Source organism: Knoellia locipacati (genome assembly GCF_044791685.1).
Classification (GTDB): Bacteria; Actinomycetota; Actinomycetes; order Actinomycetales; family Dermatophilaceae; genus Knoellia; species Knoellia locipacati_A.
This window is the reverse complement of sequence record NZ_CP087730.1, coordinates 3,441,406-3,465,789: the sequence shown is the minus strand read 5'-3', so window position 1 is coordinate 3,465,789 and position 24,384 is coordinate 3,441,406. Positions and strand designations below refer to the sequence as shown.

Genomic DNA, 24,384 nt, shown 5'->3' with positions numbered 1-24,384 from the left:
GGAGGTGCGAACTAGAGTGACGGGTGTGAGCGTGCGCGCGGTGCTCGTCGGGGTCGTGGTGGGAGCCACCGTGCTCACCGCCGGGTGTACCGCCGGCTCCGATGCCACGTCCCGCACGCCGACTCCTGCGACCGCGAGCCTGGACTGGGCCCGCGTCGACCTGCCGGAGGGCCTCGCGCCCGTCACTCTGGCGACCTCCGAGGGCTCGGTGGTCGTGGGCGCCATCGGCCCGAGCCGACCCCGACCCCGCCTCCTCGTCGGCCCTGACGCGCAGTCGCTGCGCGAGGTGCCCCTCACACCGGCGTCGCCCTACGCGTTCGAGGCCCGCTGGTTCCAGGTCGCGATGCACGGCGACCGGATCGACGCCGTCGCCGGCGCACGGGGCGGGGCGCACGGCAACTACCGGTGGTCGACATGGTCAGGGGACGCCTCCGGAGTGGCCGAGCAGGAGCAGCCGTTCGGCGTCTTCGGCAGCTACGGCGCCGGTGACCTCGCCGGAATCGCGTATGCCGGTGGCGCACCTGTCGTGCTCGGGGCCTGGCAGAGCGAGCAGACCGGCATGGACATCGCGACGTGGACCCGCAAGGGCGACCGCTGGTCCCGGGTGCCGTCCACGGGCACGCCGCTGGGGAGCACCCCGCGCGAGCTCGTCGACGCCCGGACCGTCACCTCCCGAGGTGACGGACTCCTCCTCGTCGGTTCGGTGACGCACCTCGAGCCGGGCTCCGTCGAGGTCATGCCGGCGGCATGGACCTCGGACGGTCCGGACGGCCCGTGGACGAGGGTCGACCTGCCCCGGATGGGCGACACCGGCACCTCGGAGGTCGACGGCGCCCGGTGCGACGGGGACCGGTGCGTGCTCGCCGGGGTGACGGACGGCCACCTCTCCGTCTGGGAGGTGCGGCCGGACAGCCAGAGCCAGCTGGCCGGCATACCGGCTCTCGAACTCCCGGAGAACGCCACCATCCCCTCCCCCGTCACGGTCGGGGACGACGATGTCGTCGTCGCTCCGGACGGCTCCGGATCGGCCGTCCTGAGGCTCTCGGGCACGTCGTGGACCACGGCACCCGGACCGCAGGGGGCGCCCACGTGGGTCGTGGCCCATGGCGGAGAGCTCTGGGTCGTCACGACGGACGCCCGGGGTTCCACCACGTTGTGGCGGTCACGCGTAGCCTGACGGACGTGACCGACCTCCTCGCCGCCATCGACGAGCACACCGCCCGGCTCGTCTCGGACGCCCGCGCCTGCGACGACCTGTCCGCGCCCAGCCTGTGCGAGGGCTGGAGCCGCGACCACGTGCTCAACCACCTCGCCCGCAACGCGGAGGCGCTCTGCCGCCTCGTCGGGGCTGCCGTGGACGGGACGGGCGAGACGATGTACGCCTCCCCCGAGCGGCGCGACTCCGACATCGACGACGGCGTCGGACGCGCGTCCGACGTGGTCGTCAGCGACGTCGAGCACACGGCTGTGCCGCTGGCCAGCGACCTCCGCCGGCTCACCGCCGATCACCGCGACGTCGTGCTCGAGCGGACGCCCGGCGGCCCGACGTTCAAGGGAGGAATGCTCCCGTTCATGCGCCTGCGCGAGGTCGTCTACCACCACGTCGACCTCGACCTCGACTTCGGCTTCGACGACCTCGAGGGAGACCTGCAGGTGCTCTTCATCGAGAACGAGCTCAAGCGCCAGCAGGGTGTCGACGGCGCCCCGTCGCTCACGCTGCGCAGCGACGAGGGTGACGTCTGGACCCTCGGCGACGGCAACCAGGAGGCGCCCGTCACCGGGTCGCGTGCCGGAATCCTCCGCTGGCTCGCCCGCCAGGACCCCAGCGGGGTCCGAGCCGAGACCCTCCCCGACCTCACGCCGGGACTGTGACCATGACGGCATACGACGGCGACGTCTCCCCCGGTGGGCCCACGCAGACCCGGGAGCTCGCGCACCTCGTCATCCGCAAGGTGGCCGTCTCCGAGATGTCGAACAACGCCTACCTGCTGACCTGCCGCGCGACCGGCGAGCAACTGCTCGTCGACGCGGCCGGTGACCCGTCACGGCTCGGCGCGCTCGTGCGCGAGGGCAGCGGCAGCCTCGACCACCTCGTGACGACCCACCAGCACTGGGACCACGTCCGGGCGCTGCGGGACCTCGTCGACGCGTTCCACCCGCGCACCTACGCGGGCGCCGACGACGCGGACGCGCTCCCGGTGCGGCCCGACGTCCGCCTGCAGCAGGGGGACACGATCACCGTCGGCGAGGTCCGGCTGGGCGTCGTGCACCTGCGCGGCCACACGCCGGGCTCCGTCGCCCTGGCCTACGACGACCCCGAGGGCGCCACCCACCTCTTCACCGGGGACTCCCTCTTCCCGGGCGGGGTGGGCAACACCAAGAACGAGGGCCAGAGCTTCGAGAGCCTCATCGAGGACGTCACGACGCGGGTCTTCGACGTCTACGGCGACGGCACGTGGGTCTACCCGGGCCACGGCGGCGACACGACGCTGGGCGTGGAGCGTCCGCACCTCGCGGAGTGGCGCGAACGCGGCTGGTAGCCGGCGGCCTACGCTGCGAGCGTGGCGGTCAAGCGGAGTCGGAGAGCCGTGGCCGCACGACGGCGCAAGCGCCGGATGGAGGCGGTCGAGCACGACCTCAGCGACGAGCAGTGGGCGGCGTTGCAGGCTGCCTGGGGCGGCTGCGCGTACTGCGGAGCCACCGACCGCCCGCTGCAGCGTGACTGCGTTCTGCCCCTGTCGCGCGGCGGGCGCTACACACTCGACAACATCGCTCCGGCCTGCGGCCCGTGCAACGCCAGCAAGTGCAACGACGAGGTCACCGGCTGGCTGCGCCGCAAACGCTACGACGAGCGCACGTTCCTCGTGCGTCACGTCGAGATCAGGGCCCTGCTCGCGGCCGCGTCTCACGGAGTGGCGTGAGACCGGTTGTCGTGCCCGCGGTCCTAGCCTGACGAGGTGTCACGCCTCAGCTCGGTCCCCGCTCCCCTGCTCGTCCTCGCCGGGGTCGTCTCCGTGCAGTTCGGTGGCGCCCTGGCGGCCACTCTCGTGCCGGAGATCGGTGCCGGCGGGTCCGTCGTCATGCGCCTGCTCTTCGCCACCGTCATCCTCGTGGCGATCGCCCGTCCCCGCGTCCGCGGCCACTCGCGGCGCGCCTGGCTGACCGTCCTCGGGTTCGGGCTGGCGCTCGGGCTGATGAACTTCACGTTCTACGGCTCCCTCGCCCACCTGCCCATCGGCGTGGCCGTGACGATCGAGTTCCTCGGTCCGCTCCTGCTCGCCGCAGCCTTCTCGCGACGCCTGCTCGACCTCGCCGCCGTCCTCGCCGCCGCGGCCGGCGTCCTGCTCATCTCCGAGGCCCTGACGATTCCCTTCGCCGACCTCGACTGGACCGGGCTGGGACTCGCGGCGACTGCGGGAGCCTGCTGGGCGGCATACATCATCTTCAGCGGGCGGACCGGCGCCGAGTTCGACAAGCTCGAGGGGCTCGCCCTCGCGATGGTCGTCGCCACCGTCGTGACGCTCCCGTTCGGGATCGCGTCGGTGCCCGAGTGGGATGCCTCCGTGCTCGCCCGTGGCCTGGGCATCGCGGTCCTGTCGTCCGTCCTGCCCTACTCGCTCGAGCTGGTGGCGTTGCGCCGCATGACGGCCAAGGCGTTCGGGATCCTGCTGAGCCTCGAGCCGGCCGTCGCAGCCCTGGCCGGGCTCATCGTCCTCGGGCAGCTGCTCCACGGGTGGCAGCTCGCCGGCATGGCGCTCGTCGTGCTCGCCTCGGCGATCGTCCTCGGGCTCGGAGCGCGCAAGGACCCCGCCGAGTCGACGGGGTCCTAGACGCTTCAGGGCGGCGTATGCCGTGAGCTCGGCTCAGGCGTTGATCTCCGCCTTGGCGTCGCGCTTGGACTTCCAGAGGCTGGCGACCGTGGTCACGCCGAGGATGACGACGATGGCGCCGAGCGACACGGCGATCGGGATCTCCGGCACGTCGAAGTGCTCGCCACCGTTGAGGAACGGCAGCTCGTTCTCGTGCAGCGCGTGCAGGATGAGCTTGACGCCGATGAAGGCCAGCAGCACCGAGAGGCCCAGGCTGAGGTAGACGAGCTTCTGGAGCAGGCCGCCGAGGAGGAAGTAGAGCTGCCGCAGGCCCATGAGCGCGAAGAGGTTCGCGGTCAGGACGAGGTAGGGCTCCTTGGTGAGGCCGTAGATCGCCGGGATCGAGTCGAGCGCGAAGAGCAGGTCGGTCGTGCCGAGCGCGAGGACGACGATGAACAGCGGCGTGACGACGCGCTTGGCGTTCTCCTTGACGAGGAGCTTGCCGCTCCACTCCTTGGTCGACGGCAGGGTCTTCTCGACCCACTTCATGAAGCGGTTCTCCTCGTACTCCTCGTCGTCGCTCTCACCCTCGGTGGCGAGCTTGAACGCGGTGTAGATGAGGAAGGCGCCGAAGAGGTAGAAGACCCACGAGAAGTTGTTGATCGCCGCGGCGCCGAGCCAGATGAAGATGCCGCGCAGCACGATCGCGATGATGATGCCCCACATGAGGGCGGTCTGCTGGAACTTCTCGGGCACGGCGAACTTCGCCATGATGAGCAGGAAGATGAAGAGGTTGTCGACCGACAGCGAGTACTCGGTCAGCCATCCGGCGTAGAACTCGCCCGCGAGCTGGCTGCCGTGGCTGAGCCACACCCACACGCCGAACAGCACTGCGGCACCGACGTAGAACGACAGCGTGAGCGTGAGCTCCTTCGTCGACGGACGGTGCGGGTTGCGCGCGATCATGATGACGTCGAACGTGAGCACCGCGATGGCGACGCCGATGGTGAGGAGCCACTGCCAGGTGGCGACGTTCATCGACTCTGTCGCAGCAGAGAGCGTGGTGAGGGAGTGCAAAGTGCGGAACCTTCCGAGGGTCGGGTACGTGTCCCGGAGGTCTCTCCCGCCCGTGGGCTGGACCGGATCCCCGGGCATGACATGCAGCCGTGATGACGAGGAGTCCGCGCTGGGGATACTCCCCTCCGCTCGGGCAATTCTCGCATGCGCGGAGCGCTTGACAGGAATCCGCCCAAGCCCGTCCTCTGGTCGAGAGGAGAGAACACGCCGTGTGCGGGGCCGCGTGACGGGCGTGTTGTCTCCTCTCGACCTAGGCTTCGAGCGTGCCCACCCGCCGGTCGGTCGTGCTCGCCGCAGCCGCTCTGCCGCTGGTGGCATGCGCGCAGCAGCGCCCGGAGCCATCGACGGAAGGCAGCAAGCCGATGCGGATTCCCTACGGCGACGACCCGTCGCAGTTCGCGGAGCTCACCCGGCCGTCCGGCGAGAGCAAGGGAGTCGTCGTCGTCATCCACGGCGGCTTCTGGAAGGCGGAGTACGACCTCGAGCTCGGTCGACCCCTGGCCCGTTCCCTGGCCGAGCAGGGCTGGACCGCCTGGAACATCGAGTACCGCCGGGTCGGTGCCGGTGGCGGCACACCGGCGACGTTCGACGACGTGCACGCGGCGATCGAGCGGCTCGGCGCCCTCGACGACGTCGACACCTCGACCGTGCTCACGCTCGGGCACTCCGCCGGTGGCCACCTCGCGGTGTGGGCGGCCGGCCGGCACCGGTATGCCACGTGGCGCACGGCGACGGTCCGCGTCTCCGGGGCGCTGTCCCAGGCCGGCGTGCTCGACCTCGTAACTGCGAACCGCGACGACCTCGGCTCCGGCGCGGTGGCGGCGCTCCTGGGTCACCCCGCGACGGGTGAGGACGAGGCCTACGACCCGCGCCAGCAGCTGCCGCTCGAGGTGCCGGTGCGGTGCGTCCACGGACGCGCCGACGACATCGTCCCGCCGAGCCAGTCCACCGACTACGTCGCCGCAGCGACGTCAGGGGGCGCCGACGCCGCGGTGGAGCTCGTCGACGGCGACCACTTCGTCGTCATCGACCCGGAATCGCCCGCGTGGACCCGTCAGCTCGAGATGCTCGACGAGCTGGCCGGGCGCTGACTGCGCGGGAGCTTGGCGACCACGAGGTCGTACGAGGTGTCGACCGCCTCACGGATGGCGTCGTCGGGGATCGCCCCACCGACCACCAGGGAGTTCCAGCCGTGCCGGCCGACGTAGGCCATGACCGAGGCGTCCTGCGGGAACTCGGCGATCCACTCGTCGGCCTCGGCACGGGTCCCGAGCTTGACGCCCACTCCCCCGTCACCGAGGAACGCGAAGATCTTGTCGCCGACCTTCGCGACGTCGTCGCCCTCCCACGGCTGGTCGGCCCACGCTCCGGGCTTGGCCAGCGCGTAGTCGGAGAGCTCCTCCGGCGTCATGCGCAGCAGACCGTCCTACGTTCGGGTGTCACTTGGTGGCCTCGCTCATCTGACGCAGCTCCTTCTTGAGGTCACCCAGCTCGTCACGGAGGCGGGCGGCCAGCTCGAAGTGGAGGTCCGCCGCCGCCTGGTGCATCTGCGTCGTGAGCTCCTGGATGAGGTTCGCCAGGTCGCCGGCCGCCATGTTGGCCAGCCGGTCGGTACCGACCGTGACCGCGTCCGCTGCCAGCGCCCCGCGACCACCACGTCCGCCGTCGGACTTGCCCCGGGACCGCGACCGACCGGACCCGAGCAGCGCCTCGGTGTCGGCGTCCTCGCGCTCGAGCATGTCGGTGATGTCGGCGATCTTCTTGCGCAAAGGCTGGGGGTCGAGCCCGCGCTCGGTGTTGTAGGCGATCTGCTTCTCGCGCCGGCGCGAGGTCTCGTCAACGGCCTCGGCCATCGACGGCGTGATCTTGTCGGCGTACATGTGCACCTGGCCGGACACGTTGCGGGCGGCACGGCCGATGGTCTGGATGAGCGAGCGGGCCGAGCGGAGGAAGCCCTCCTTGTCGGCGTCGAGGATCGAGACGAGGGAGACCTCCGGCAGGTCGAGGCCCTCGCGCAGCAGGTTGATGCCGACGAGCACGTCGTACTCGCCCATGCGCAGCTCGCGCAGGAGCTCCACGCGGCGCAGGGTGTCGATGTCGGAGTGGAGGTAGCGGACCCGAACCCCTTTGTCGAGGAGGTAGTCGGTGAGGTCCTCGGCCATCTTCTTGGTCAGGGTCGTGACGAGCACGCGCTCGTCCTTGGCCGCCCGCAGGTTGATCTCGTGCAGCAGGTCGTCGATCTGGCCCTTGGTCGGCTTGAGGACGATCTCGGGGTCGATGAGGCCGGTCGGGCGGATGATCTGCTCGACGACGCCGTCGGCCTGCGCGATCTCGTAGTTGCCGGGCGTCGCCGACAGGTAGACCGTCTGGCCGATCCGCTCGAGGAACTCCTCCCACTTGAGCGGCCGGTTGTCCATCGCCGACGGGAGCCGGAAGCCGTGGTCGACGAGGGTGCGCTTGCGTGAGGCGTCGCCCTCGTACATGGCACCGATCTGCGGCACCGTCACGTGAGACTCGTCGAGGACGAGGAGGAAGTCCTCGGGGAAGTAGTCGAGGAGGCAGTTGGGCGCGGTCCCCGCGGTGCGACCGTCCAGGTGCATCGAGTAGTTCTCGATGCCCGAGCACGAGCCGACCTGTCGCATCATCTCGATGTCGTAGGTCGTGCGCATCCGAAGTCGCTGCGCCTCGAGCATCTTGCCCTGGCTCTCGAACGTCTTGAGCTGCTCCTCGAGCTCGTGCTCGATGCCGGCGATCGCGCGCTCCATCCGCTCGGGCCCGGCGACGTAGTGCGAGGCGGGGAAGACGTACATCTCGGTCTCCTCGCGCACGATCTCGCCGGTGAGCGGGTGCAGCGTGTAGATCTTGTCGATCTCGTCGCCGAAGAACTCGATGCGCACCGCGAGCTCTTCGTACTGGGGAATGATCTCGACCGTGTCGCCTCGGACCCGGAACGTCCCGCGCGTGAACGCCAGGTCGTTGCGGGAGTACTGCATCTGGACGAACCGGCGCAGCAGGTCGTCGCGGTCGAGCTCGTCACCGACCCGCAGCTGGACCATCTTGTCGACGTACTCCTGCGGCGTGCCGAGGCCGTAGATGCACGACACCGACGCGACCACGATGACGTCACGCCGCGTGAGCAGCGAGTTGGTCGCCGAGTGCCGCAGCCGCTCGACCTCGTCGTTGATCGAGGAGTCCTTCTCGATGTAGGTGTCGGTCTGCGGGACGTAGGCCTCGGGCTGGAAGTAGTCGTAGTAGCTGACGAAGTACTCGACGGCGTTGTTGGGCAGCAGCTCGCGGAACTCGTTGGCGAGCTGCGCGGCCAGCGTCTTGTTGGGCGCCATGACCAGGGTGGGCCGCTGCACCTGCTCGACGAGCCAGGCCGTGGTGGCCGACTTGCCCGTGCCGGTGGCGCCGAGGAGAACCACGTTCTGCTGCCCGGCGTTGATCCGCTCGGCCAGGTCCTTGATCGCTGCCGGCTGGTCGCCCGCGGGCTCGAAGTCGGAGACGACCTTGAACGGGGCGACCGTACGCTTGAGGTCGGTGGTGGGACGCATACGACCACGGTATGCCGTCGCACCGACAGTGCGAGGATGGGCCGGTGACCACGACCCTCCCCGCACCCCGCACCCCCGACCCGCGCTCGGCCCCCGCCCTGCGCTGGGGCATCCTCGGACCCGGCTACATCGCCCGTGAGTGGGCGACTGCCGTGCGTGCCGAGACCGGCCAGGTGATCCAGGCGGTCGCCTCACGCAGCCCCGAGCGGGCGCGGGCGTTCGCGGACGACTTCGGTGCGCAGACGGCATACGGGTCCTACGACGAGCTGGTCGCCGACCCGGACGTCGACATCGTCTACGTCGCCACCCCGCACTCCGAGCACCACGCGCAGGCCCTGCTCGCCCTCGGCGCCGGCAAGCCCGTGCTCGTCGAGAAGGCCTTCACCCGCAACGCCGCCGAGGCACGCGAGGTGCTCGAGACCGCCTCGGCCAAGGGGCTGCTCGCGATGGAGGCGATGTGGACGCGCTTCCTCCCCGGTGTCGACGTCGTCAGGCAGTGCCTCGAGCAAGGGCTGCTCGGCGAGGTCGAGAACGTCTTCGCCGACCACGGCCAGCCCCTCTACCCCAACGGCCCGCAGCGCCTCTCCGACCCCGCCCTCGCGGGCGGGGCGCTGCTCGACCTCGGCATCTACCCGACGTCGTTCGCGTCGTTCGCCCTCGGGGGCATCGACACCGTCACCGCGACGGGCCGGCTCACCGACGAGGGGGTCGACGCCGAGGAGACGATCCTCGTGACCGGTCGCGCCGGTGGCCGCGGGCTGCTGCACGCCACCATGACCTCGCGCACCCCCACGACGGCGAGCATCAACGGCACCGCCGGGCGGCTCGAACTAGGCGACCCGGACGACCCGAACAACCGCTGGTACGCCCCCTCACGCGTCCGCTTCGTCTCCCGTGACGCCGAGACCGACGTCTCGTGGGAGCCCGAGCGCCGCGAGCACGGCCTGCACTTCGAGGCCTGCGAGGCGGCTCGCCTCGTCGACGCCGGTCACACCGAGAGCCCGCTCCTGCCCGCTGCCGAGACCCTGCGGATCATGGAGGTCCTCGACGAGGTCCGCTCGCAGGTGGGGTTCCGCTACCCCGGCGAGTGAGCCGAGCTGGCCGAGTGCGCCATGACGCGCTCGTGCACCGAGTCGAACCAGGGCTCCTTGGCCTCGGCGTACCCGGTGGTCGTCAGCCCCTGGGCGAGCAGGTCCATCTTCAGCGAGGCGTACTCGTCGCGGGCCGCCTCGTCGGCACGCAGCCAGTCGCGGAACTTCTGCGGCCACGCGTACCCGGGGGTGCCGACCTCCCGCACGTGGACGTGCGCGACCCGGCCGGGGTCGGCGCTGCCGTGGAGGCGCTTGGGCCATTCCGAGCCGTCCTTGGAGTTGTCGCTGGTCACGCCGTCGATGCGAGGAAAACCGCTGCGCGCCAACGCATCCACGAACCCCGCTCCGTCGGCATCGGCGAGGGCGGCGACGCCCACCTGGAGGTCGATGACGTCCTTCGCGGGCAGGCCCGGCACTGAGGTCGACCCGATGTGCTCCACCGTCACGGCGCGCTCCCCCAGCACCCGCTCGATCCGCGCGACGAGTCGCGCGGCCTGGACCGGCCACGTCTCGTCCGGCTCGCTCAGCGTGAGGGCGTCAGGACGACGAGCCCGTATGCCGTGCAGCAGGTTCTCGTTGAACGGCTCGAGCCGCTCGGCCCAGAGCCGTCGCACCTCGACGTCGAGCTGGGCCGGCGTCCCGTTGTTGTCGAGCCAGATGTCGGCGGCCGCTCGACGGGCCTCGTCGTCGGCCTGCGCGTCGATGCGGGCCTGAGCGTCCTCCGCGTCCATCCCGCGGTCCCTGACCAGGCGGTCGCGCCGCTCGTCGGCGTCGGCGCCGACGACCACGACGAGGTGGTAGTCGGCGCCCATGTCCTTCTCCACGACCAGGGGCATGTCGTGCACGAGGATCGCGTCGTCCGGCGCCTCCGCCAGGAGGTCGGCGGTACGCCGCCAGATCGCGGGGTGGGTGATGGCCTCGAGGTCGGCGAGGGCGCCCGGGTCCGTGAAGACGACCCTGCCCAACGCGGGTCGGTCGAGCGCCCCGTCCTTGCCGAGCACCGCCTCGCCGAACCGCTCCCGGATGGCCGAGAGGGCCGGCATACCGGGTTCGACGACCTCGCGGGCCACGGCGTCCGCGTCCACGACGACCGCACCCAGGTCGGCCAGCGTGCGGCCCACCGTCGACTTGCCCGACCCGATTCCCCCGGTGAGACCCACGCGCAGCATGAGCCCAACCTAGCCGTCGTCAGCGTTCCCGCTGGATGGGCACGACCCGGAGGCCGTCGGGCTCCTCGAGCAGGAGCAGGTCCCCGTCGGGGTACGTGGCCAGTGCCTCGCGGAGCTCCCCCACCGACGCCCCAGGGACGTCGATGTCCGTGCGGCGGACCAGCTCCAGCTCGAGCTCGTCTCCCCGCAACTCGGCGGCGGCGCCGTCCGCGGCCCCCACGAGCAGCACGCGGCGCCGGCGAGCGGTCGACGGTGGGACGGTGCCCACCGCACGCGCCGCGCGAGCCGGCAGCGCCCCCGCCCGCTCCAGCTCCTCGGTGTCGTCCCGGTCGGTGCGGAAGATCGTCCAGTGGTACGCCGCGAGGAGCGACGTCGTCACGAGGATGCCCAGCGCGAAGCGGACGCTGCGGAGCGTCTCGACGTCGACGCCCGAGGCCAGAGCGTCCTGCAGCACGAGATAGACCAAGGTCATCACCGTGACGACCGAGGTCAGGCCCATCACCCCGAACAGCAGGAGCAGGTAGGCGCGCCGGGTCGGTGACACCACCTCGGCGGCGGCCTGCTCCGAACGGGCCAGCTGTGCCCGGCTCCAGTGCCGCCACCACAGGGGCATCCCGACGGCCAGCAGCACGAGGGCGCCCAGCAGGGTGTTCACGGCGCTCGCTCCCGCGAGGACGTCCGCGACCGCGATCGCCTCGACGACCGTGACGACGAGCACGACCAGGCCAGACCCGGCCGCCAGCAGCCCGATGGCGGCGAGGAGGTACTCGTACACCCGCCTCACCTCGGTCCGTCCCGGAGTGCTCTCCGCGTCGAGCAGGGCACGGTGGTACCACCAGACGACGATCCCCACGAGCGCTGTCGCGACCTGCCCCGGGAGCGTGTCGAAGTGCTCGGTCGCGCCGGTGGCCCTGGGGTCACCGACAAGCCACACCAGCACCGAGTAGCCGGCCAGGCTCGCCGCGGCGATCGCCGCCACGAGCCCGCCTCCCACTCCCGCGAGGAGCACCAGGGCCAACCAGGGCGTGTCGCGCTCGTCACGCACCGCGCGTCGCCACCAGTAGGCCACCCACGCCGCAGCACCGACCGCGAAGACGATGCCACCGTCGAGGAGGAGTGGTGTCGTCGTGTCCACGATCGACTCGCCCTCGAGGCCGAGCACGATGCGCAGCGCGGACGAGACCAGCCGGACCAGCCCCGTTGCCGCTGTGACGAGGCCGATGAGCGACCCGACGAGGTGCAGGGGCCGAAGGTGCTCGCGCGGTGTGATCCGCGGACCCCACCAGTGGTGCAGCCCCCAGACGAGTGACCAGACGAGGGCCTGCGCGAACGCGGAACCCGGGCCGTCCCGGCCGGGGACGACGAGGATCGCCAGCGCCTCGTGCCATCCGGTGATCGCGACGAGAAGGGAGACGAGGCCGACCGCCGTCAGGTAGACCGCCCAGCCCGCGGAGCGGGTCTCGGCGGGGACCGTGTGCAGGCGGCGCCACGTCCACCGGGCCAGGAGCGCCCACAACGGCAGTGCGATGAGGGTGAAGGTCAGTTGCAGCGCGAGCGCGGCCTCGTCCTCGACGAGCACGTCGTCGCGGTCCAGGAGCCGTCCGAGCAGTCCGGTGACTCCCGAGGCCGACGCGAAGAGAAGTCCGGCCAGCAGGAGGTACTGGAAGAACCGGCGAATCCCGGACCCCTGGGCCTCGCCGCCAGCGCCCACGCCCGCGCCCGCCCCCGCATCCGCGTCTCGGTGACGTCGGCGGCTGAGGGCGGTCCCCACCGCCACGGCGGTCAGGACCAGGACCACCAGCAGCCCGAGGCCGACGATCATCGGTCCTCCTTGGTCGTCCCACACGCGAAGGTCGGCCACGGTTCACCGGTGATGACCCACCGGTCCCCGACGCGACGCAGGTCGAAGGTGGCCGGCTCCCGGTTCTCCCCGCCGCCGAGCGGCCCGCCCCCGGCGTGGACGAGGTCGACCCGCACCCGCGCGGTGTCACCGTCCGTGGCGCTCTCGCGCAGCACGACGCGCGCCTCTCCGTCGAGGAAGATGTCTCGTAGGTCGGCCTCGTCGCACGGGCCGTCCGGGTCGAGCTGCGCGGCGGCCGTGGCTGGGTCGGACTCGTAGAGCGCGGTGACGTAGTCGCGCACCCTCGCCTCCGGCGACCCGGCCTTCGGCTGCGGTCCCGGGCGCAGGGCGGCGAAGACTCCGGCACCGACCGCGAGGAAGAGCAGCGCGGCGACAGCGATGACGAGTCCTCTGGCGGCACGGGTGCCCATGCCCCCAGTGTGCTCGCCACCGTGGTCCCACGTCCGGCATACCGGGTGTCACGTCCGGCATACCGGGTGTCACGTCCGGCATACCGGGTGTCACGTCCGACACAGCAGCGCTCCGCGGGCCGTCGAGGGCCTAGGCGAGTCGTGCCGGGAACCCGCCCGTGGCGACCGGACCCCACCTCGTCGGCGTGATGCGAAGCAGCGACTTGTCCTGCTCCCGCATCGCCTGCCGGTACTCGTCCCAGTCGGGGTGCTCCCCCGAGATGCAGCGGTAGTAGTCGACGAGGGCGTCCGCGGCCTCCGGCATGTCGATGACCTCGCAGTCGCCGTCGACCTGGACCCAGGCGCCTCCGAAGTCGTCGGAGAGGACCATGACGCTGACCCGGGGCTCGCGACGGGCGTTGGCCGTCTTGGCGCGCTCGGGATAGGTCGAGATGACGATGCGTCCCTGCTCGTCCAGGCCGCCGGTGACGGGTGACGCCTGCGGGCGACCGTCACGCCGGGTCGTCATGACGACCATGTGGTGGCGTGGCCGGACGAAGTCGAGGAGCTCGTCGAGGTCGACCTGGGTGCTCGTCGCGATGGTTCGTGCCATGGACCCACTGTCGCACGGCTGCCATGTCCCGGACAGGCCGAAGGCCCGGCTCCCACGGAGGGGAACCGGGCCTTCGGACGTTGCGTCACGGCATACGGCGTATGCCGTTCGGCTCAGTTGCCGGTGAGCTTCTCGCGCAGCGCGGCGAGGGCCTCGTCGGAGGCGAGGGTGCCCTCGTTGGCCGGCGGAGCGGCCGGACGCGAGCCTGCGCCCTCGTCGTCCGAGTCGGACGCGGAGGAGGCGGAGTCGCTGCTGTAGGACGTGGCGGTGTCGCCACCCGCTGCGGCCTCGGCGTCGGCCTTGGCGGCCTCCTCGACCTGCGTGCGGTGCGACTCCCAGCGGGCGTGGGCCTCGGCGTACTGCTTCTCCCAGGTCTCACGCTGCTTCTCGTAGCCCTCGAGCCACTCGTTGGTCTCGGAGTCGAAGCCCTCGGGGTACTTGTAGTTGCCCTGCTCGTCGTACTCGGCAGCCATGCCGTAGAGGGTCGGGTCGAACTCGACCTGGCCCGCGCCGTCCTCGTTGGCCTGCTTGAGCGAGAGCGAGATGCGACGACGCTCGAGGTCGATGTCGATGACCTTGACGAAGATGTCGGCGCCGACGGTGACGACCTGCTCCGGCAGCTCCACGTGGCGCTCGGCCAGCTCGGAGATGTGGACGAGGCCCTCGATGCCGTCCTCGACGCGCACGAACGCACCGAACGGGACGAGCTTCGTGACCTTGCCGGGGACGACCTGGCCGATGGCGTGCGTGCGAGCGAAGTGCTGCCACGGGTCCTCCTGCGTCGCCTTCAGCGACAGGGAGACACGCTCACGGTCCATGTCGACGTCGAGCACCTCGACGGTGACCTCGTCGCCGACCTCGACGACCTCGGACGGGTGGTCGATGTGCTTCCAGGACAGCTCCGAGACGTGGACGAGACCGTCGACGCCGCCGAGGTCCACGAACGCACCGAAGTTGACGATGGAGGACACGACGCCCGAACGGACCTGGCCCTTCTGGAGCTCCTTGAGGAACGTCGTGCGCACCTCGGACTGCGTCTGCTCGAGCCAGGCACGGCGCGACAGGACCACGTTGTTGCGGTTCTTGTCGAGCTCGATGATCTTGGCCTCGATCTCCTTGCCCACGTAGGGCTGGAGGTCGCGGACACGACGCATCTCGACGAGGGAGGCGGGGAGGAAGCCGCGCAGGCCGATGTCGAGGATGAGTCCACCCTTGACGACCTCGATGACGGTGCCGGTGACGACGCCGTCCTCTTCCTTGACCTTCTCGATGGTGCCCCAGGCGCGCTCGTACTGAGCCCGCTTCTTGGACAGGATGAGGCGGCCTTCCTTGTCCTCCTTCTGGAGAACGAGGGCTTCGACCTCGTCGCCGACCTTGACGACCTCGTTGGGGTCGATGTCGTGCTTGATGGAGAGCTCGCGCGAGGGGATGACGCCCTCGGTCTTGTAGCCGATGTCGAGCAGAACCTCATCGCGGTCGACCTTGACGATGCGGCCTTCGACGATGTCTCCGTCGTTGAAGTGCTTGATCGTCGCGTCGATGGCGGCGAGAAGGTCTTCCTCAGAGCCGATGTCGTTGATGGCGATCTGAGGGGCGGTCTTGTCGACCGTGCTGGCAGTCATGTAGTAGGAACTCCGATGTGGACAGATGGATGAGATGGTGTGGAACTGGGTGTTCGGCGTGGCCCCGTGAGCCCGTTCGGGCATGCGGAAACACAGACGAATGCTCGCCCAGACTACCGACCCTGTCCGCGCACGGTCAAAGCGGGGTATGCCGGTGAGCGAGGAGGCCGGTCGGCGCACCTCCGGGACCGACGAGACCCAGGCCGCGAACCGAGCGTGGTGGGACGGCGAGGCCACCGACTACTACGCCGAGCACGGCTCGTTCCTCGGCGACGACGAGTTCGTCTGGGGACCCGAGGGATGGACCGAGGAGAGCCTCGGGCTGCTGCAGGCGGCCTCCGGCCAGACGGTGCTCGAGATCGGTGCCGGCGCCGGCCAGTGCGCCCGGTGGCTCGCCCGGAACGTGGGGGCGTCGGTCGTCGCGACCGACCTGTCCATGGGGATGCTGCGGGTCGGCGCGCAGGTGAGCCGTCGGACCGGCACCGCTCCCCCGCTGCTCCAGTGCGACGCGCTCGCGCTCCCGTTCGCTGACGCGAGCTTCGACACGGTCTTCACGGCATACGGCGTCGTGCCCTTCGTCGCGGACAGTGCAGCCGTCATGACCGAGGTGGCCCGGGTGCTCCGGCCCGGAGGCCGGTTCGTCTTCTCGACGACCCACCCGATCCGGTGGGCCTTCCCGGACGACCCGTCGGAGGCGGGGCTCACGGCGCGGCTGAGCTACTTCGACCGGACGCCCTACGTCGAGTCGGACGGCGAGGGGCGGGCGACGTACGTCGAGCACCATCGGACGATGGGCGACCGGATCCGCGAGATCGTCGCGGCGGGGCTCCTCGTCGAGGACGTCGTGGAGCCCGAGTGGCCGGAGGACAACACCGAGACGTGGGGTGGGTGGTCGCCCACGCGCGGGGCCGTCATCCCCGGGACCGCGATCTTCGTCTGCCGGCGCCCGTCTGGCGGCTGACACTCGACCACAGCCGAAGGCCCCGCACGACCGGTTGGTCGGCGGGGCCCTTCGAGTGGAGCCGGGTCAGCGGCGCGTGTCTGCGCGACTGCGCGTGGCCTCGGAGTCCGAGTCACCGAAGACGTCGAGCGAGTTGTCCTGGGCGTATGCCGGGTCGCCGCCGTTGTCGTCGCGGCCGGAGCGGAGGTCGCCCTCGCCGTCGGCGCGACGGGCCGCGTTCCAGAGGAAGAAGCCAACAGCGCCGGCGAGGAGGCCGAGCAGGCCGGTGATGAGAGGGAGACGGTCGACGAGACCCAGCCGGCTGTCGTTGTCCTTGGCGTCCTTGATGTTCGCCGCGACGGTCTCGTCGGTGAAGCCGAAGTCGAGGTCGAGAACGGTCTGGCCGTTGTCGGTCTTGCGCACCTGCTGCTCGGTCTGCTTCTGGATCGCTCCGGTGCGGGGGTCGATGTACATCGTCTTGGTGGACGAGTAGGTGCCCTGGATGCCCTTGGCGATCTCGGCGGGCTCGTCGGTCACCTCGGTCATGAACTTGTACGTCGTCCAGCCGTTGACCTCCTCCTCGCCCTGGAAGGTCGCCTCGACGGCACGACCGAGCAGACCGTCCCAGAAGGGGTAGGTCTTCTTCTCGACGTCGAACGGGAACTTGTTGACCAGGCCCTCGTGGGGCTTGGCGTCGCCGATGTACTTCTCGTCATTGACGGGGAGGCCGGTCTTGCGATCGGTCGCGAACCGGTCGGTCGACGCCGTGACGAGCCGCGTGCCCTCACCTGTGTTGCTGTCGTCCACGCAGTCGGGTGCGTTGCCGTTGGGGTCGGTGATGAGACACGTGAACGTGTCGAACACGACGACGTCACCGTCGGACTTGGTGCCGTCGGCGACGGTGTGGCTGAGCGCCTTGACGGGTGCTCCGGCGCCGGTGGGGAGCACTGCCGCCTCACCCGAGAGCCGAGTGCTGGTGTCCGTGTCCAGCGGTGTCTTCTTCACCTGGCCGGGGACGTAGAACAACGCCAACAACGCGGTCATGACGAGGAAGCCGGCAAGGCCCATCAGGACCAGACCGATGATTCTGCGCATCTGCGGGACACCTTTGTCTCAAGTGGGACGGTCGCCGTACCCTACCAGCCGGTAAAAGTCCGTCCGCGGATATGTGACGGTGTCGGTCGCCCTACGATTCCCCCATGGCGACGAGCGACGCGAAGCGGGAACCGGTGGTGACCGTCATTCCCGCGCTTGACGGCCTGCGTGCCCTCGCCGCCGGCCTCGTCGTCCTCACTCACGCCGCCTTCCTCACGGGCTTCGGGGCGACGGGCGGACTCATGGGACGGTTGTGGTCCCGAGGCGACTTCGGCGTGGCGATCTTCTTCGCGCTGTCCGGCTTCCTGCTGCACCGCGGACTGCTCGCTGCCGACGCCCAGGGTCGCTTCGACGTGGTCGGTTACGGCATGCGGAGAGCCGCGCGCCTGCTGCCTGCCTACTGGCTGGTGCTGGCTGCGATCACCGTGGGCGCGACTCCACCCCTGCGCGATGTCGTGATCCACGCAGCAGCTCTGCAGATCTACTGGCCCGACGCCTGGATCGGAGCCTTCGGACAGTCGTGGAGCATCGCCACTGAGATCGCCTTCTACGTGACGCTCCCCGCCATTGTTCTCGGCCTCCGACCGCTGAGACGGAGGTCTGCACAGGCACCCCTGGTGGTGCTGTGCGTTCTGGCGGTCGTGCTGACGGCGACCTCCGGGTTCGGCGGCGATGCCGTCGTGGGTGAGGACATCTTCTATGACCGCTGGCTGCACTCGCGCGCGCCACACTTCCTCCTCGGCATGATCTGCGCGGAGACCGTCCTCGCACCATCCCACCGTGTGAGCCGGGCGCTGTCCCGCTGGGGTGGGGACGTGGCGGCCTGTCTGGCCGTGGCCGCGGGCGCATATCTCCTCGCCACCACGCCGGTGGCAGGCGGACTCGACCTTTCGCCGGGAACTGCGACCGACGTGGTCGTGCGAACCGCTCTGTCCGGCATCGTCGCGCTCGGTCTCCTCCTCCCGCTGACGCATGGCGGACCGTCCGCTTACCGCGCGGCACTGTCCCATCCCACCGTGCGGTATCTCGGCGTCATCAGCTACGGACTCTTCCTCTGGCACGTGCCGGTGTTCATCGGTCTGTATGCCGTGTCCGGAGTCGAGGAGTTCACCGGAGCCTTGTTGCCCCTCCTGGCCCTCGGCCTCCCGATCAGCGTGGGCCTGGCGGCCGCGACGCACCGGTGGGTGGAGGTCCCGTCATCGCGCCTGGCTGGTCGCCACCTGGCTCGACGCCGCGGCCGCCAGGCCGAACGCCGCGAGCACGAGCACTCGGACACTCCCCTCCACCGCTGAGGAGCCGAGGGAGCCGGGCGCGAGCACGACCTGTACCCCGGCGGCGGCGACCCCGAGCCCGAGGATCGTGGCCGGCCATACCCAGCTCGGGACGGCGAACCGCCGCACCAGGGCGACGGCCCCCGCAGCGACCGCGCCCCCGACCGGACCCGCCAAGAGCACCCCGGCACCGACGACGACGACGGCCACGAGGCCCGGTCGACCCACCCTTGGCTGGCGGACGGCCGGCGATGTCGGCGCACCGCCGGGCAGCAGGGCCACGAGGATGACGATCAGCGCCATAAGAGCTCCGGCCAGAAGGCCCGCGCGGTAGGCCCGGTCCGGGGCGAAGCGGATGACGAGCTCTCCTCCCGCAGTCCCCTCCGCCAGAACGAAGCCCTGGCGACGTGCGTCCAGCGTCTGCGGTACCAGGCGAGTGCCCGCGAGGGTGGCCTGCCACCCGGCATTGGCGTTCTCGGCCATGACCAGGACGCCGTCGACGTCAGCACTGAGGTGGCCCCGCATCTCGGTGGGCCCGACTCGACGCAGGTCGACGGGCGCCGACAAGCGCTCGTCCGCCTCGCTGTCGCTGTGAGTGAGGACCAGTGATCGAGGCGACATGTCCGCCCACGGCTCGAGCACGAATCGATGAGTGGGAAGAGCGCTGACATCGACGGGCGCGCAGGCGCGCCACGTGATGTCGGACAGCCCGAGCAGGGCGTCCCGGCGGGCGCTGGCGGACGTCGGGACGGTCCTGCCGTCGAGGCTCAGGGCTGGGCCCTCGCCGCAAGGCGCTTCGATGCTGACCGGTGCCGCTGGAAACGCTTGGCCGAGCGGCTCGAGCTCCTCGAGCTCGAGCGCACCCAGACCGGGCTTCCTCGGACCCGGAACGTGGGTGAACGTCAGGGTCAACGTGCGACCAGTCGTCGGTGGGATGGACAGCACGCCTCCGGGCTGCAGGCGTCGGGTGACCTCCGTCCCGCCGACGTCGATCACCACCGCGGGCGACTCCTTCTCGGCCCATTCCCGACGCGTCTGGAGCCGAATGCCAGAAAAGGTGATCGGCCGGTCGAGCTCGACGGTGAGCGAGGGCGACTCGTCGTCCCCGGACGGACTCCAGGCCGTCCTGTGGTCGCCGTCGACCACTGCGGCCGGCAACGACGCCGGGGCGTAACTGCGCAGGCTGCTCGCGGACACCGTGACACCGGGGACGGCGAGCAGCTCGCCGGGAGGTCGGAGAGGGTTGACCGCGAGGGTCCCACCGATGGTGGCGAGGCCAGGTGCCACGCCGGAGACATCGCGCACCATGGCCCCCGTCGACTCGGGGTCCACCAGCTGGCCAGCGAAGCACGTGACCGCTTCCGACTCGCGCGTCGGAGCGGTGCAGCCGTCCTTACCGGTGAGGCCGGCGCCCAGCACGACGGTCGTCGCCGGACCCTCCGTGGCGGCCGTGCGGAGTGCCTCAACCGGCGTGATGCCTGCGATGCGCACCTCCGCGAGACCGGTCGCCGTCCGCTCTGGGGCACCGCGCGTCGTGCTCTCGATCTCGATCTCGATGGTGGTGGTGGGTCCTGCGGGGAGGCGAATCCTCGTCGCCTCGCTCGGAGCGAGTGTTGCGCGAACCCGGCCCCCATCGGTGGTCACACTGATGTCGGTCGCCACACCGAGACCGTCGCCGAAACGCACACGGTCGGCGTACGGCTGCACCGACACCTCGCGCACATCGACCGATCCGGGCAGCGAAACGGTGAGGCGGGGTCGGGAGTCGCCCAACGTGACCCATGCGGTGCGGTCATCGCCGTCGACGGCGGCGAACGGGCGGTGGGCCGGCTGAAGGCCGGCGAAGCCGAAGTCGTCGGCGACCGACGTCGAGCCACTGACATCAGCGATCCCCTCGTACGAGACGACCGAGCGTCGACCGGGCTCCGGCCACGGGAGGTAGTCGGGCGCGCCGTTCACGTCCTCGTCGGTCAGTGTCGGGGACACGTCCTGGCCGCGCGGCGCGCCGAACCAACGGGTCCGGGCGCGGAAGCCGTCGGTGACGACGTGGCGCGTGGGTGTGAGCGCGGACGAACGGTCTCCATCGAACACGACGGGACCCCTCAGCCCGGCGTCCGCGAGGCGCACCAGGTCCTCCGAGGCTCCTGTCGAGGCCACGAGGCTTGCCGTTGGCCAGAGCGCCAGCTCGGGCGCGACCGTCCCCTTGAGCTCGTAGACCTCGACGGGGAAGACCCGGTCACCGACGAGGTTGAGCTGGGAGGGACCGAAGCCTTTGACGAATCTGGTGTCCGGGCTCTGCTGGACGGACGACCGCGCGAAAGCCACCGGAGGCTGGCCGCTGTCGTCGACACTGAGGTCGTTGCGGACCACGAGGTACTGAACCCCTGCGTCACGCAGCACCTGCGTCGCGCCGCCGAGAGCCCGACCGGTCTGGAGGCGCCGTTCGACCTCGTCGAGCAGGCGGATGGTGCCGGCCGGCGCGAGCGGCACTCCGTCGCGGACGGCATACGGCGCCGAGGTCAGCGGTCGCAGTGGTTCGTCAAGAGGTCGGCCCCACGTGTACTCGGCGAAGTTCGCGGCCGGCACGATGAGTGCACGTCCACCTCCGGCGGCGTCGAGCCAGGCACCGAGGTCCTTCCAGTGCCGCGGAAGGGTCTCGACACCGCCGCGCGCCGCGATCGAGCCACTGAAGGCGGGGGCAGCGGCGGTCACGACGAGCAGCGCCGACGTGACCAGGACGGCGGGGCGCGCCCACACGCGCGCCGGCCGCCACACAGAGATCCGGCACAAGAGATGCGCCAACCCCAGCACGAGAGGCAGACGCACGAGCAGGTCGGCCTTGTGAACATTGCGCAGCGGGGCCAGCGGCCCGTCCAGCAGACCTTGGGCCTGCGTGACGAAGGGTGAACCGGCTGGCGCGTCGTGGGGTAGTGAGACAGCGAGCACCCCCACCAGCAGGGTGACGAAAGCGAAGGACCTGTGAGGCATCGAGCGCAGGGCGAGTCCGGCGAGGCCTGCCGACATCACTGCTGTCGTGACGAGCGTGAGGGTCGGGGAGGTCACCAGCTGGTGTCCGGCCGGCCACCAAGCGCCAGCCTGCGTCGCGACGTGGCCGAGCCAGTGGGTCGTGCCCCGCAGGACGTCGAGTGCCCCGACCTGGGCGGACACGGCGCTCGAGTTCTCGATCCAGTCCAAGAACGGTGGGGAGTACCGCCCCATGACGAGGAGCGGGACGACCCACCACGCCGTCCCGCCCACGACCGCCGTCCCCCACCACCACGTGACCGAACTGCGCCACCACCTCCGGCGGGTGAGCAGCCAGAGGGCCCCGGGCAGGACGGCGAAGGCCGTCGCGGTCGCATTGACCCCGCCGCACAGCAGGATCGCCACCCCGCTCAGGGCGGCGCCGCGACGCGCACCGAGCCGGCCGCTCTCGACGAGGACGAGGGGCCAGAGGACGGCGGGCGCCAGCAGCTGGGGGTGTGCCTCGGAGGAGACGACGCCGATGGTGCTCACCACGCGGGGAGCCAACACGTAGGCGAGCGCGCCGACCACGCGGGTCCGCCGGGTCCCGATGCCGAGAGCACTCAGCAGGCCGAGCATCGCGGCGAAGCCGGCGGTCATGAGCGTCATCCACCAGAGTCGCTGGACCACCCACATCGGGAGCAGCTCAGAGCCGATGCCGAAGAACGGCCCCATCGGGAAGAGGTAGCCATAGGCCTGGTTCTGGATGCCACCCCACGTCACCTGCGGGTCCCAGGCATGCAGGGCACGACCCAGGAAGCCCCAGGGGTCGACGTAGAGGTCGTACTTGGTGTCGGCGGCGATGCGACCGAGCGGTACGGACCAGGCCACGGTCCACACGACGAGGAGGCCGGCCCAGACGACGCCGTCGAGCCGGCGGAGGGACTTCACGCTCGGCGAAGCACCATCATGAGGTTCCAGGACAGCACCTCTCGCACGACCGGGACGTGGAGCACGCTGTCCGCCCAGTCCGGGTGGTAGCGGGGAGCCGCCTCGACCAACCAGGCACCCTGCTGGGCCCGAGCCCAGCGCAGCCCCCCGGCCACCGTCGTCGGGAACATCGACTCGCCGTAGAGGTTCTTGGGCGGGTGTCCGTGCACCTGCTCGTAGCGCCGGGCGGCATATCGCCCGCCCCTCCAGTGCCAGGGCGAGGTCTCGTGCCCGCCCCAGGGTGAGGCCCACGCCGTGTACGAGATGAAGACGAGCCCACCCGGCCTCACCACACGAAGCATCTCGTCGCCGACGACGCCAGGACGGGGTACGTGCTCCATCACGTTGTTGGCCATGACGATGTCGACGCTGGCGTCGGCGATCGGCAACTGCTCACCACGCCCCACGACTGCACCCCGGGACGGGCCACTGCCGAGGGCGTCGATGTCGAGGTCCACGGCGACGTAGCGCGCCCCTCCGGTCACGAACCGGCGGCCGAAGTAGGTGGAACCCGCACCCACGTCGAGGACGACACGGCCCTCGAGCGGCTCGTGCCGCGTGATCAGCGAGATCGTGTCGTCCGCGAGGTCGGTGTAGAAGCGGTCCGGGTCGCTCTGCTCCACGAGGAAGGAGCGGAACAGTGACGCCGACCTCCCTACTGTCCGGTATCTTCGGGTCGGCGCGCGGTGCATTCCTGAATGCTAGTCGCGGGCCGCGACGACCGAGCAACGCCCACCTCCGCACCCAGGGTGGATCTGACGAAGAGGATGTCCATGCCGCTGCGAGTGGTGATCTTCAACTGGCGCGACATGCATCACCCGGAGGCCGGAGGCGCCGAGAAGTACATCGTGACCGTCGCCGAGGGGTTGGCCCGACGCGGTCACCGCATCACGTTCTGCACCTCGGCCTACCCCGGCGCACTGCCCGACGAGGTGGTGAACGGAGTCCACTACGTGCGGCGGGGCGGACGCTTCGGAATCTATCCACGCGCCCTGCTCAGCAGTGTGCTGAGCCTGCACCGCCCCGACGTGGTCATCGACGTGCAGAACGGTATGCCGTATCTCACCCCCCTCGTGAGCCGCTACCCCGTGGTCAACCTCGTGCACCACGTGCACAAGGAACAGTGGCCGGTCACCTTCGGTCCCAGGACGGCCAGAGCCGGATGGTGGGTGGAGTCCCGACTCGCTCCGAAGATCTACAGGAACGCGACCTACGTGGCAGTGAGCGACTCCACCCGTCGGGAGCTCACCACTCAGGGCATCGACCGGGAACGGATCGTGATCATTCACAACGGCACGGACGCGACCCCTCTCGATGACACACCCCGCTCGGCGAACCCCTCGCTGATCGTCCTCGGTCGGCTTGTGCCTCAGAAGCGGGTGGAGTACGCACTCGAGGCGGTGGCCAACCTGGTCGGCGAGATGCCCGACCTCACGCTGGACGTCGTCGGATCGGGGTGGTGGGAGCCACACCTGCGTGAGCGAGTGCAGCTCCTCGGCATCGAGAAGCACGTCACGTTCCACGGGCACGTCTCCGAGGCCGAGAAGCATCGCCTCCTTGCCGGGGCGTGGGTGCACGTCATGCCGAGCCTCAAGGAGGGCTGGGGGCTCGTGGTCGTCGAGGCCGGGATCCACGGGACGCCCACCGTGGCCTTCCGCGAGGCCGGTGGACCGAACGACTCGATCGTCCACAACCGGACGGGGATTCTCGTGGAGCACGGTACCCAAGAACTCACCGCCGCAGTACGCACCCTCCTGGTCGACGGAGCGCTGCGCTCACGATTGAGCGACGAGGTGGCGCGGTGGGTGCCGCAGTTTCACTGGGACGAGTCGGTGGAGCGCTGGGAGCAGGTGCTGACGGCCGCGGTCGCCCACTGAGTTCCTCGTGGCACGCGCCACGCTTGGCGCCGTCTCATCGCGCACGAGAAAGCCGGCACCCA

21 protein-coding genes are annotated in these 24,384 nt (G+C 70.4%); 10 read left to right on the top strand and 11 right to left on the bottom strand.

Annotation, left to right across the window (positions count from 1 at the left end):
- The first annotated feature begins 25 nt into the window (after positions 1 to 25).
- From LL946_RS16265 to LL946_RS16245, 5 genes are read left to right on the top strand one after another with little or no spacing between them, the layout of a single operon-like run.
- On the top strand, positions 26 to 1,177 hold the full coding sequence (locus tag LL946_RS16265; protein ID WP_404382483.1) for a hypothetical protein: 1,152 nt from the start codon (positions 26 to 28) through the stop codon (positions 1,175 to 1,177).
- Between the two features lie 5 nt (positions 1,178 to 1,182).
- A complete protein-coding gene (locus LL946_RS16260; protein WP_404382481.1) occupies positions 1,183 to 1,872 on the top strand; it encodes a maleylpyruvate isomerase family mycothiol-dependent enzyme in 690 nt (229 codons plus the stop codon).
- Positions 1,873 to 1,874: 2 nt separating this feature from the next.
- Entirely contained in the window at positions 1,875 to 2,540 is a 666-nt protein-coding gene (locus LL946_RS16255; protein ID WP_404382479.1) for an MBL fold metallo-hydrolase, read from the top strand.
- A gap of 21 nt (positions 2,541 to 2,561) precedes the next feature.
- Complete coding sequence (locus LL946_RS16250; RefSeq protein WP_404382477.1) at positions 2,562 to 2,921, top strand: HNH endonuclease; 360 nt, start codon at positions 2,562 to 2,564, stop codon at positions 2,919 to 2,921.
- Positions 2,922 to 2,957: 36 nt separating this feature from the next.
- Positions 2,958 to 3,830, top strand: a complete 873-nt coding sequence (locus tag LL946_RS16245; protein WP_404382475.1) for an EamA family transporter — start codon at positions 2,958 to 2,960, stop codon at positions 3,828 to 3,830.
- 33 nt (positions 3,831 to 3,863) lie between these two features.
- Here the strand turns inward: LL946_RS16245 and LL946_RS16240 are convergent, their stop codons facing one another.
- A complete protein-coding gene (locus LL946_RS16240) occupies positions 3,864 to 4,847 on the bottom strand; it encodes a TerC family protein (RefSeq protein ID WP_404382473.1) in 984 nt (327 codons plus the stop codon).
- 302 nt (positions 4,848 to 5,149) lie between these two features.
- On the opposite strand from LL946_RS16240, the gene LL946_RS16235 reads away from it, so the two are divergent.
- Complete coding sequence (locus LL946_RS16235) at positions 5,150 to 5,977, top strand: alpha/beta hydrolase family protein (protein ID WP_404382471.1); 828 nt, start codon at positions 5,150 to 5,152, stop codon at positions 5,975 to 5,977.
- Here LL946_RS16235 and LL946_RS16230 read toward each other — a convergent pair.
- Together LL946_RS16230 and uvrB are read right to left on the bottom strand one after the other, a co-directional pair.
- The gene (locus LL946_RS16230) at positions 5,941 to 6,297 is read right to left on the bottom strand and encodes an MmcQ/YjbR family DNA-binding protein (protein ID WP_404382469.1); all 357 of its coding nucleotides are present in this window, start codon (positions 6,295 to 6,297) and stop codon (positions 5,941 to 5,943) included. The genes LL946_RS16235 and LL946_RS16230 overlap by 37 nt on opposite strands.
- Positions 6,298 to 6,325: 28 nt before the next feature.
- Positions 6,326 to 8,440 carry an excinuclease ABC subunit UvrB gene (gene uvrB / locus LL946_RS16225; protein WP_404382467.1) on the bottom strand — a complete coding sequence of 705 codons (2,115 nt, stop codon included), beginning with the start codon at positions 8,438 to 8,440 and terminating at the stop codon, positions 6,326 to 6,328.
- A 44-nt stretch (positions 8,441 to 8,484) separates the two neighbouring features.
- Between uvrB and LL946_RS16220 the strand changes: the two genes are divergently transcribed.
- The gene (locus tag LL946_RS16220; RefSeq protein ID WP_404382465.1) at positions 8,485 to 9,531 is read left to right on the top strand and encodes a Gfo/Idh/MocA family protein; all 1,047 of its coding nucleotides are present in this window, start codon (positions 8,485 to 8,487) and stop codon (positions 9,529 to 9,531) included.
- Here the strand turns inward: LL946_RS16220 and coaE are convergent.
- The 5 genes from coaE to rpsA all read right to left on the bottom strand — a co-directional run bounded on the left by coaE (position 9,516) and on the right by rpsA (position 15,185).
- A complete protein-coding gene (gene coaE / locus LL946_RS16215) occupies positions 9,516 to 10,700 on the bottom strand; it encodes a dephospho-CoA kinase (RefSeq protein WP_404382463.1) in 1,185 nt (394 codons plus the stop codon). The two genes, LL946_RS16220 and coaE, sit on opposite strands and share 16 nt — an antisense overlap.
- Positions 10,701 to 10,719: 19 nt before the next feature.
- Positions 10,720 to 12,522, bottom strand: coding sequence for a DUF5671 domain-containing protein (locus tag LL946_RS16210; protein ID WP_404382461.1), 1,803 nt, complete (start codon positions 12,520 to 12,522; stop codon positions 10,720 to 10,722).
- Entirely contained in the window at positions 12,519 to 12,971 is a 453-nt protein-coding gene (locus LL946_RS16205; RefSeq protein ID WP_404382459.1) for a hypothetical protein, read from the bottom strand. The genes LL946_RS16210 and LL946_RS16205 overlap by 4 nt, the downstream gene beginning before the upstream one ends.
- 130 nt (positions 12,972 to 13,101) lie before the next feature.
- Positions 13,102 to 13,563 carry a PPOX class F420-dependent oxidoreductase gene (locus LL946_RS16200; RefSeq protein ID WP_404382457.1) on the bottom strand — a complete coding sequence of 154 codons (462 nt, stop codon included), beginning with the start codon at positions 13,561 to 13,563 and terminating at the stop codon, positions 13,102 to 13,104.
- Positions 13,564 to 13,676: 113 nt separating this feature from the next.
- The gene (gene rpsA / locus LL946_RS16195) at positions 13,677 to 15,185 is read right to left on the bottom strand and encodes a 30S ribosomal protein S1 (RefSeq protein ID WP_404382455.1); all 1,509 of its coding nucleotides are present in this window, start codon (positions 15,183 to 15,185) and stop codon (positions 13,677 to 13,679) included.
- Between the two features lie 148 nt (positions 15,186 to 15,333).
- On the opposite strand from rpsA, the gene LL946_RS16190 reads away from it, so the two are divergent.
- The gene (locus LL946_RS16190; protein WP_404382453.1) at positions 15,334 to 16,146 is read left to right on the top strand and encodes a class I SAM-dependent methyltransferase; all 813 of its coding nucleotides are present in this window, start codon (positions 15,334 to 15,336) and stop codon (positions 16,144 to 16,146) included.
- Positions 16,147 to 16,212: 66 nt separating this feature from the next.
- On the opposite strand, the gene LL946_RS16185 is transcribed toward LL946_RS16190, so the two are convergent.
- Complete coding sequence (locus LL946_RS16185; RefSeq protein WP_404382451.1) at positions 16,213 to 17,220, bottom strand: DUF3068 domain-containing protein; 1,008 nt, start codon at positions 17,218 to 17,220, stop codon at positions 16,213 to 16,215.
- A 104-nt stretch (positions 17,221 to 17,324) separates the two neighbouring features.
- Here LL946_RS16185 and LL946_RS16180 point away from each other — a divergent pair, with 104 nt between their 5' ends.
- Positions 17,325 to 18,512, top strand: a complete 1,188-nt coding sequence (locus tag LL946_RS16180) for an acyltransferase family protein (protein WP_404382449.1) — start codon at positions 17,325 to 17,327, stop codon at positions 18,510 to 18,512.
- On the opposite strand, the gene LL946_RS16175 is transcribed toward LL946_RS16180, so the two are convergent.
- Complete coding sequence (locus tag LL946_RS16175; protein WP_404382447.1) at positions 18,417 to 22,406, bottom strand: alpha-(1->3)-arabinofuranosyltransferase family protein; 3,990 nt, start codon at positions 22,404 to 22,406, stop codon at positions 18,417 to 18,419. The two genes, LL946_RS16180 and LL946_RS16175, sit on opposite strands and share 96 nt — an antisense overlap.
- A complete protein-coding gene (locus LL946_RS16170) occupies positions 22,403 to 23,068 on the bottom strand; it encodes a class I SAM-dependent methyltransferase (protein WP_404382445.1) in 666 nt (221 codons plus the stop codon). Before LL946_RS16170 ends, LL946_RS16175 begins: the two co-directional genes overlap by 4 nt.
- A gap of 150 nt (positions 23,069 to 23,218) precedes the next feature.
- On the opposite strand from LL946_RS16170, the gene LL946_RS16165 reads away from it, so the two are divergent.
- The gene (locus tag LL946_RS16165) at positions 23,219 to 24,322 is read left to right on the top strand and encodes a glycosyltransferase family 4 protein (protein ID WP_404382443.1); all 1,104 of its coding nucleotides are present in this window, start codon (positions 23,219 to 23,221) and stop codon (positions 24,320 to 24,322) included.
- Positions 24,323 to 24,384 lie beyond the last annotated feature (62 nt).

Bases quoted from the DNA above. Each gene is read 5' to 3' on its own strand.
- LL946_RS16230 (WP_404382469.1), bottom strand. From the start codon at position 6,297: ATGACGCCGGAGGAGCTCTCCGACTACGCGCTGGCCAAGCCCGGAGCG.
- LL946_RS16190 (WP_404382453.1), top strand. From the start codon at position 15,334: ATGCCGGTGAGCGAGGAGGCCGGTCGGCGCACCTCCGGGACCGACGAG.
- LL946_RS16185 (WP_404382451.1), bottom strand. From the start codon at position 17,220: ATGCGCAGAATCATCGGTCTGGTCCTGATGGGCCTTGCCGGCTTCCTC.
- LL946_RS16210 (WP_404382461.1), bottom strand. From the start codon at position 12,522: ATGATCGTCGGCCTCGGGCTGCTGGTGGTCCTGGTCCTGACCGCCGTG.
- LL946_RS16200 (WP_404382457.1), bottom strand. From the start codon at position 13,563: ATGGCACGAACCATCGCGACGAGCACCCAGGTCGACCTCGACGAGCTC.
- uvrB (WP_404382467.1), bottom strand. From the start codon at position 8,440: ATGCGTCCCACCACCGACCTCAAGCGTACGGTCGCCCCGTTCAAGGTC.
- LL946_RS16205 (WP_404382459.1), bottom strand. From the start codon at position 12,971: ATGGGCACCCGTGCCGCCAGAGGACTCGTCATCGCTGTCGCCGCGCTG.
- rpsA (WP_404382455.1), bottom strand. From the start codon at position 15,185: ATGACTGCCAGCACGGTCGACAAGACCGCCCCTCAGATCGCCATCAAC.
- LL946_RS16255 (WP_404382479.1), top strand. From the start codon at position 1,875: ATGACGGCATACGACGGCGACGTCTCCCCCGGTGGGCCCACGCAGACC.
- LL946_RS16165 (WP_404382443.1), top strand. From the start codon at position 23,219: ATGCCGCTGCGAGTGGTGATCTTCAACTGGCGCGACATGCATCACCCG.
- coaE (WP_404382463.1), bottom strand. From the start codon at position 10,700: ATGCTGCGCGTGGGTCTCACCGGGGGAATCGGGTCGGGCAAGTCGACG.
- LL946_RS16180 (WP_404382449.1), top strand. From the start codon at position 17,325: ATGGCGACGAGCGACGCGAAGCGGGAACCGGTGGTGACCGTCATTCCC.
- LL946_RS16240 (WP_404382473.1), bottom strand. From the start codon at position 4,847: ATGAACGTCGCCACCTGGCAGTGGCTCCTCACCATCGGCGTCGCCATC.